The organism is Paenibacillus allorhizoplanae (assembly GCF_927798215.1).
Classification (GTDB): Bacteria; Bacillota; Bacilli; order Paenibacillales; family NBRC-103111; genus Paenibacillus_E; species Paenibacillus_E allorhizoplanae.
Genome location: NZ_CAKMMW010000005.1, coordinates 287,675 through 295,525, shown reverse-complemented (window position 1 = coordinate 295,525; position 7,851 = coordinate 287,675). Strand labels below are relative to the sequence as shown.

Sequence of the window (7,851 nt, the reverse complement as noted above, 5' to 3'; positions counted from 1 at the left end):
GAAAATTTTAGGCGTACTGGATTACAAAATTGCGAATAAGAAAAGCCTGCTAAAGGATTCGTAACATTAAATTCCGTAGATTGCTTGGAATGGCGCTGTGAATAGCATATGCAATGACAGAACACTGTGAAAGCGACTACCGGTGTTCTGTACTTTTTTTATGGGAACCAGTATTCGGCATGGTTCTTTACATTAACAGCGGCCAATAATTCTTTCTGTCCAGTCTAGGCAGCACCCGGGAGCAGATCGCCATTCCGGCAGCTGCCCTTTTTTGTCGGGTGACAAGAACCTTATCTCAAAAGAGGCCGCGTAAATCGTGGCTTTTTTAAAGTTCTTGTCAAAACCAAATGACAAGAACTTTATCCCATTCCTGATTTTTTACAAGAACTTTATCTCATTCCCGACAGAGCGTAGGAAGAGGGACGCTTATCGACTAAACTAACGGGCAGGATAGCGTAATCACTTCGCCGAATATTTTCAAGTATATAGAATTATTTGGTGGAGGTTATATGATGGCCTATCCTGTTTATCTATATAAGGAATTCGAGGATGAAGAAATTGTTATTTATAAGTTTAGTATCAATCATTATGACTCCATTATTGACAACCTTGATAAGTTCGGAAGAATACAATTGAACAAAAAGACAAAAATGATTACCGAATTAACAACCATTGCGGATGTACCGTCAGGTCTTGCACAGTGGGTATTTAACAGAGCAGGAACGAGGATTGCTCTGTGTTTTAGAGATGGTGCTTTTCCAAACATTACGGAAATAATTACTTAATTAACAAATGAAGTTGTTTGCTAAAATGTGTCCTCTTATTGAACTAACGAGGAACTTATCATAGAGCGAACTTAGCTCGCTACGCTAACTGGGAACGTTAGCTCAATATAGGAGGTTAACTTCAAATTAGCATTCATCATTTTGAAACCATAATTGAACGCTTTAAAAATAAGGAGTTTGGGATTGAAGAATTACAGAGCAGATTAATCACGTCTCCTCCATTACCTGAGTCAACAATACCGAGTAAGACATCAGAAAAACTTTTCCATGACCTGGATAATGAGTTAGAGCTAATCCTATACACACGATTGGAATCTAATCATTATGAACTAGCGGTCAAGATTTTAGATTCGTTTATTAATTCATTAAAGTAACTCAATTGAGCTAACGATAAACGTTAGTTAAACAGTGAAAGGCAGTAATGTGGGGAAGCCGCTATAACTATTTAGCGGATAAATGAAGTTGTAATAAACCCAACAAGTGCAGCGAAATTAGCTGCACTTGTCTTTTTATGAACGTATCAGATTAACGTCCTCTACCTGCATAGAAGATAAGGTAGTTTTCCAAGTTGTTGTTTAAATAATTAATATCGTGTCGTCCAGGAGAATGATGATACTCGTAGCTCAATAAATAACCTCATCGCGGCTGCCGACTAGAATCGGTGGCCGCGTTGTACTAACGGAGGACAGTTTAAGGTCATTCGGGGTAAACCATATCACAAGTAAGGGCAAGTTTTAGGGGGTAATCTCGAAGGAGCCTTCAATAACGCGTTGACCGGCACGGGTTGGGGAAGGGTCGCGCTCAACGGAGAAGGCTTCTGAGAGTTTTTTTGATAACAGAACGATGCGGTATCTTCGCCGTTTTAGTGGGAGAGGCCTTGTTTGCTTGTTGTCTCTCTGCCTCGATCTTGCGCTGGGCAAGCTGTTCGTGCTGAACTTTCAGTTTGGCAGGATGGGCTATCTCCTTTATGTTCTGGCACGTCGCTGTGCTAGACATACCTTATATTCACTATCGTTATATTTTAACTCGATACAGAATTAAACGGACTAGCGTAATTTCGAACGCTAGTCCGTTTCTGTTTGTTCATTATTCTCCTTTTTGAGCTGCTTTCGCTCGACATGGGCCGCTCCCCATTGATGTAAGGCTTCCAGAATCGGAGACAGGCTCATGCCGTATTCAGTGATGGAGTATTCCACTTTCGGAGGGATCTGCGGATAAATGACTCGTTTAACGAGCTCATCCTCCTCCAATTCGCGCAGATGGAGCGTAAGCATCCTTTGCGTGATATCGGGCAGCAATCTTCTTAGCTCATTGAACCGCAGAGGTTTGCCTTGAAGCAAATGATAAAGGATAATCGGCTTCCACTTGCCTACGATCGAATCTAGCGCCGCAACGAATTGACATTGGACAGGTTTCTTTTGCATATGTTTCCTCCGTTACAGTACCTTTTTTCATACTATACCACATAATTGTGCCTACTTTAAATAAGTAAGTACATATTATATGATCATTCTTGAAAGTGTACTTAATTTAATTACAGAAAGGAAGTTTTGATTCATGGCAAATGTACTGTATATCACCGCACATCCTCTTGATCCTGAGGAATCTTTTAGCCTCGCGGTAGGTAAAGAATTTATTGAAGCGTACTGTGAAGCTAATCCGACAGATGAAGTTGTTCATTTGGATCTATACAAAGAGAATATTCCGCAATTCGATGCAGATGTTTTGCGTGGTTGGGCAAAGCTTCGTTCGGGTTTGTCTTTCGATCAACTGTCCGAAACCGAGCAATCAAAAGTAGCTCGTCTTGAAGCGATTGTCGATCAATACGTAACTGCCGATAAGTACGTGTATGTTTCCCCCATGTGGAATTTCTCGATCCCTCCGGTATTGAAAGCATACACGGATGCGACTTCAGTTCCGGGCAAGACGTTCAAATATACCAAGAATGGTCCTATAGGTCTGTTGTCCAGCAAGAAAGCCTTGCACATTCAAGCTAGCGGTTCCGTTTACTCGGAAGGTCCTCTTGCTGAAGTTGAAATGGGATACAGCTATCTGAAAAAGATTTTGCAGTTCTATGGGATTCAATCTATGGAGGCCATTTTTGCTGAAGGAACAGCATCATCAGAGCGAGCTCCAGCCATTAAAGAAGAGGCAATTGCGCATGCTAAGGAAGTTGCCAAACGTTTCTAATAAGCGGATTTGACTCCCAAAACCTTAAATTTAATGGATAACTTTGACTAGACACACTAAATTTATAAACAAGGAGGCAACTCTGATGAAACTTTCAGGGAACACGATACTGATTACTGGCTGAGGCTCTGGAATTGGTCTAGCTTTTGCAGAGCGGTTTATCAAAGCTGGCAATACGGTCATTGTCTGCGGACGACGTGAAAGTGTTCTGCAGGATGCTAAGGAGAAGTTTCCAAGTCTCATTACTCGAGTTAGTGATCTTGGGCTTGAATCTATTAGTGAATAATGCGGGGATTGGGGACCAGTTTCATTACAACAGTGAAATTGCGATCAACTTTGAAGCACCTGTTCATCTTTCTCTGCTGTTGCACCATTTTTTTCAACTAAGCAAGATACGGCAATTGTGAATGCTACGTCTGGGTTGGCCTTCACCCCCCTAGCAATTAGCCCAATTTATTCGGCAACAAAGGCGCTACATTCCTTTACAATGAGTCTAAGACACCAACTTTCCGATGCATATGTAGAAGTCATTGAAGTGGCTCCGCTGGCTGTCCAAACTACCTTCACCCGTAATAATGGAGAACCTTTAGATGCATTTGCGGATAGAATTTTCCAGGGACTTGAAGAAGGTAAACAGGAGATTGGCTATGGCTCGTCCATGAATCGCTTGCGCATGTCACGTGACGAAATCGACATATATGTAGAAAAAATGTATCAAGCGATAATATGGGACCTTAATAGCTAACGTTTTGGGTAATAACCCTGCCAAGGACGTAGATGACTTCGAAGCAAATATTAAAGGGATACTATTTAACTGACTCATTGAGCTAACAGGGAACATTAGTTAAGGAACTAAAAAGTGAGGTTGCCGAGAAATTGATCCGGCAGCCTCATTAAGCTATTGGGCAGATTACTTTCAATAGAAACCATACAGGAATGACGAAATCCCTCTCGAATAAGTAACTAAATAAAATGCCCTTTGACAGGAGGAAACGCCTTGAAAGTTCGAAGTGGTGTAAAGGGAATCGTAATTAAAAATAATAGATTGTTAACCATCAAGAAATATGATGATAAATTCGAAGCTGACTATACCTTACCAGGTGGCGGTCAAGAACATAGTGAAAATTTAGTTGAAACCCTTCAGAGAGAATTTCTAGAGGAAGTAGGATGCCTTATAAAAGTAAAGCAATTCGTGTTTCTTAGGGAGTACATTGGTAAGAATCATCATGAAAACAATTTGATAGACCCAAAAACTCATGTGGTGGACCATGTTTTTATTTGTGAAATAGTGGATGAGCATAATATCGGAAATGGGATTGCCCCAGATGAGGACTGCATTGGGATTGAGTGGATTCCAGTAACAAATCTTAATGAATTTAGGTTTTTCCCAAAAGGATTGATTAAAAACATAATTAAAATTGCAGATGGTGAAATACCACATGGATTCTATACGGGAGATATAAATTAAACACTCTCCTTCAGCTAACTATAAACAATAGCTCAATAAACATCAGGAGAAGGCTGCCGACAGCATTGGATCGGTAGCCTTCTCAGCTAAAGGGCAGAATTCTTCAACAAGGAATGTTAAAATAAAGAAGAAAAAGTAATCGAAGGGAAACCGATACATGGAGTATATTTATGTTGAATGGAAACATAGTTTTATTGACGAACCAATCATCTTGATTTCTGAAATAGATGAAAACCGATTTGAAACAAGGAAAATTGAAATATACAGAAATGGGAAAGTCGGCTTCGCTTATCAGGATGTTGAAGTGATGAATACAAGATTATCTATTGAGTCTGTCCCCAGTATTGAGGAGATAGCGACCGAGGTTGATTTTATACCAAAAACAATCTTAAAAGAAGAGTTTGAAAAGTTTTGGAGTGATAAAGTTGTACCACTCCTGTAATGCCCGTTTTTAACACTCAACTAGGAGAACGATAGCATGAACAACATAAGGCTCATGAATGTATGGGGGGTCAGAAAATGGATTACTGGAGAAATAATACGATATGGTTTGACCAGCTCCCCAAAAGTCTCTTTCATGTAATTGATTTGAAGGAAGCAAAATTAAAAAAAGTTGAAAAACAAGATGTTGAGTATCTAATCTTATGGCATCACAAGATAAATAAGTTGGGCAATTTTGTTGATATTCCTGAAAATTTCCGCTACTTAGAACTAAACTGGTCTAACATACAGAATTTCATCGGATTAGAAAAATTTAATAAATTGAAGCGTTTAGAACTCCACTACTGTACCAAATTACACAGCGATAACGGTCTTGCTAAAGTAGCTGATACGTTGGAGCATTTGCATATTAACCAATCAAAAAAATTCGTTCCAGCGGAAGAGTTGTTTTCGCTTAGAAATCTTCGTGTTCTTTGCCTTAATTCTTGTGGTGATATTGAAAGTTTAAAATTTCTAAATGAGTTTCCTAATTTGATTGATTTTCGTTTTGTTGACACCAACGTAAGCGATGGTGACCTAACCCCAATAATTGAACACCCAACAATTAGAAGCGTGGGCTTCCTGAATAAAAGACATTACAACGTCAGTGAAGAGGAAATTGGTACTATTCTAATACAAAAGAATGGTGCTAAAGAATTTAAAACAAAAATACAGAAAGAAGGCACAGACTTCTCTACTTTTAGATATATTTATTAACTTATCGAATGTTAAGCTAACGAGGAACGAGAGTTCAAACAAACCTGGGAGTAGATGCCGTGGCAGCTGCTCCCTGTTTTCATTTAAGTAACGGGCAGGTTAGTTACAAATAAAGGAAATATTCTCACTGCAGAGAATACCTTCATTAATACATTTTTGGAGGTACTCTCATGTGGATATCAAATGAAGTAAATCGCGGGTTTCCACCTGATTTTAAAGTTAAATATAGATTTTATACGCAAGAAGAAGGAGGTAGGAAAATACTACCTAGACAAGGATATAGAAGTGATTTTGCTTTAGAAGAGGATTTTTTAGACACAGGGATTGAGTTGAGAGTCATCCACCCTGAGTTCGAAGATGAAAACGGAGACTTAATTATTAATGAGACACGTTCAGTATTAGAATCAGGCAACGCTAGAATGTGGATAATGTTTCCGAAAGCACGTGCTGAAAGACATATTCATGATATTAAAGTAGGACTTAAAGGATATTTTATGGAAGGACCAAGGCGTGTTGCTGAAGCCGAGATTATAGAAATTATCGGTTTATTTAAAAACCCTAGAGCTGAATAGGCTTTAATGTTCCGTAAACTGATAACTATGGTCTATTAATAAGGGCTGCCGCGTGGCAGCCCTTTACTTAACTAAAGGGCAGAATAATGGAACAAATTGTCTGTATTCCTTCGTATTCATCGCATGTTAAATTAAGAACATTACAGTAAAGAACGTATGGGGTGAATAGGGTTGGGTAAGTTTATGGTTGTTATTTTTACCGTTGTCTTCTTGTTGGTAGGATGTTCAAGAGATGAAAAGCCTAACGAGCACAACGTAAAAGAATCACCGATTCGCTCAAATGCAAATACGGTGGCTGAAGGAGATTTTGTCTACCGCCTCGTGTCAGAGAAGTCAGTATACACAGAAAGCGAGAAAGTAGTGGTCTATGCGGAGTTGGAATACGTGGGAGATGAACCAGAAATTAAAATCGCCCATGCTGACTCACCGTTCTATTTCCCGTTGAAAGAGAAAACGAGGAATTACGATATCAGGTACGGTATGAAAGAGCCTGTACGCGTGACTGTCCTAAAAAAGGGAATACCACTGAGAGAGATATTTAAGCCTCGTGGTGGATATGGTTCGGAAGATCAAAAAGAATATGTAGACTACATCAAAGCTTTGTGGGAGGCATCCAATAAAGGAACACTACTTAATGGGGACTACCAGATAGTTGGATCAGCTATGTTCAATCCCTTGAATGAATCGATGGTGAGTCAAGAAAGTCTTTGCTTAAACGCAGAGATCGAGTTTTTAGTGGAAAAACCTAAGAATAAAGAATGATAAAAAAATATTATTAGACAACAAGGAGCAGATTGCTAACAAGCAACTGCTCCATTTTATTAAAGTAACGGGAGGATAGTTTAATCGTTTCGCGAATACCTACATGCATAGAAATTCGCGAAATCGGCATTCGGCAAGTAGATCTTCTATAGAGACGGGAGCAAATAATCATGTCCAACGAAATAATTTTTGAAGCTCAGAGTTTAGTTGAAAGAATCAAAACTAAATATCCAAAGTTCGTCGGTCAAATAGCAAGTAAAGCCGACATTATTGAGTTAGAACGCAAATTAAAAACGAAATTACCTGAGTGGTTTTATGAACTATATACAACCGTCCCAATAATAGATGCTGAATTCGGAGTCCAAGAAAACGAACCAGATGATGATTATGATGGAATTTCATATATGATGTGGGGGGATGTAAATAGCATAATTCAAGAATGTACTGAGTATGAGCCTGGGATTTCTGTATTACAAGACGGTTATATTTATATAGCGACTTGTTCACATGGCAGCGGCGACCCTATTTTTATCAATCTAAATACAGAAGAACCAAAGGTATTTCGAATATACCATGATGATTTTAGAAATGTTCTGTTAGCTGGGAGCTTAGTTGATTTATTTAAGAATGCAATCATATAACCATTCAACTAACTGGGAACGATAGTTCAATCACGACATAACGGCAGCCGGCATACGATCGGCTGCCGTTATCCGTTTAAGTAACGGGCAGGATAATATATCGAAATTGAAAGAGAAGGAAATATTTGTATGACGGCGATAAATTTTTCATAACAGGAGATTGAAAGTGCCTTTTAATCCAATTCTTCATGCAAAAAGTAAACAGTATTATTGGAAAGGGTGCGGGAGCCCTTTCA

General features: G+C 39.0%; 9 protein-coding genes and 1 pseudogene. 9 read left to right on the top strand and 1 reads right to left on the bottom strand.

Annotated features, from left to right (window positions below; translation table 11 throughout):
* Positions 1-512 precede the first annotated feature (512 nt).
* A complete protein-coding gene (locus L6I86_RS12160; protein ID WP_236287392.1) occupies positions 513-785 on the top strand; it encodes a hypothetical protein in 273 nt (90 codons plus the stop codon).
* A 1,064-nt stretch (positions 786-1,849) separates the two neighbouring features.
* Here the strand turns inward: L6I86_RS12160 and L6I86_RS12155 are convergent.
* A complete protein-coding gene (locus L6I86_RS12155; protein WP_236287390.1) occupies positions 1,850-2,209 on the bottom strand; it encodes a winged helix-turn-helix transcriptional regulator in 360 nt (119 codons plus the stop codon).
* Positions 2,210-2,342: 133 nt separating this feature from the next.
* Here L6I86_RS12155 and L6I86_RS12150 point away from each other — a divergent pair, with 133 nt between their 5' ends.
* From L6I86_RS12150 to L6I86_RS12115, 8 genes and pseudogenes are all read left to right on the top strand, one after another.
* Positions 2,343-2,975 (top strand): FMN-dependent NADH-azoreductase, encoded by a 633-nt coding sequence (locus tag L6I86_RS12150; RefSeq protein WP_236287388.1) that lies wholly within the window; start codon positions 2,343-2,345, stop codon positions 2,973-2,975.
* Between the two features lie 133 nt (positions 2,976-3,108).
* Positions 3,109-3,720: pseudogene (locus tag L6I86_RS12145) on the top strand (SDR family oxidoreductase).
* Between the two features lie 252 nt (positions 3,721-3,972).
* Positions 3,973-4,443, top strand: a complete 471-nt coding sequence (locus L6I86_RS12140; protein ID WP_236287387.1) for an NUDIX domain-containing protein — start codon at positions 3,973-3,975, stop codon at positions 4,441-4,443.
* 157 nt (positions 4,444-4,600) lie between these two features.
* Positions 4,601-4,885, top strand: coding sequence for a DUF6881 domain-containing protein (locus L6I86_RS12135; protein WP_236287386.1), 285 nt, complete (start codon positions 4,601-4,603; stop codon positions 4,883-4,885).
* Positions 4,886-4,962: 77 nt separating this feature from the next.
* Positions 4,963-5,640, top strand: a complete 678-nt coding sequence (locus L6I86_RS12130; protein ID WP_236287385.1) for a hypothetical protein — start codon at positions 4,963-4,965, stop codon at positions 5,638-5,640.
* Positions 5,641-5,810: 170 nt separating this feature from the next.
* Complete coding sequence (locus tag L6I86_RS12125; protein WP_236287384.1) at positions 5,811-6,212, top strand: hypothetical protein; 402 nt, start codon at positions 5,811-5,813, stop codon at positions 6,210-6,212.
* Positions 6,213-6,383: 171 nt separating this feature from the next.
* On the top strand, positions 6,384-6,974 hold the full coding sequence (locus L6I86_RS12120; RefSeq protein ID WP_236287382.1) for a hypothetical protein: 591 nt from the start codon (positions 6,384-6,386) through the stop codon (positions 6,972-6,974).
* A 170-nt stretch (positions 6,975-7,144) separates the two neighbouring features.
* Positions 7,145-7,615: an SMI1/KNR4 family protein gene (locus L6I86_RS12115; protein WP_236287380.1), complete on the top strand. Its 471-nt coding sequence runs from the start codon at positions 7,145-7,147 to the stop codon at positions 7,613-7,615.
* The last annotated feature ends 236 nt before the right edge of the window (positions 7,616-7,851 follow it).

What these genes read in the sequence shown, in the direction of transcription:
- L6I86_RS12160 (WP_236287392.1), top strand. Translation starts at nt 513, where the DNA reads ATGGCCTATCCTGTTTATCTATATAAGGAATTCGAGGATGAAGAAATT.
- L6I86_RS12155 (WP_236287390.1), bottom strand. Translation starts at nt 2,209, where the DNA reads ATGCAAAAGAAACCTGTCCAATGTCAATTCGTTGCGGCGCTAGATTCG.
- L6I86_RS12150 (WP_236287388.1), top strand. Translation starts at nt 2,343, where the DNA reads ATGGCAAATGTACTGTATATCACCGCACATCCTCTTGATCCTGAGGAA.
- L6I86_RS12135 (WP_236287386.1), top strand. Translation starts at nt 4,601, where the DNA reads ATGGAGTATATTTATGTTGAATGGAAACATAGTTTTATTGACGAACCA.
- L6I86_RS12130 (WP_236287385.1), top strand. Translation starts at nt 4,963, where the DNA reads ATGGATTACTGGAGAAATAATACGATATGGTTTGACCAGCTCCCCAAA.
- L6I86_RS12125 (WP_236287384.1), top strand. Translation starts at nt 5,811, where the DNA reads ATGTGGATATCAAATGAAGTAAATCGCGGGTTTCCACCTGATTTTAAA.
- L6I86_RS12115 (WP_236287380.1), top strand. Translation starts at nt 7,145, where the DNA reads ATGTCCAACGAAATAATTTTTGAAGCTCAGAGTTTAGTTGAAAGAATC.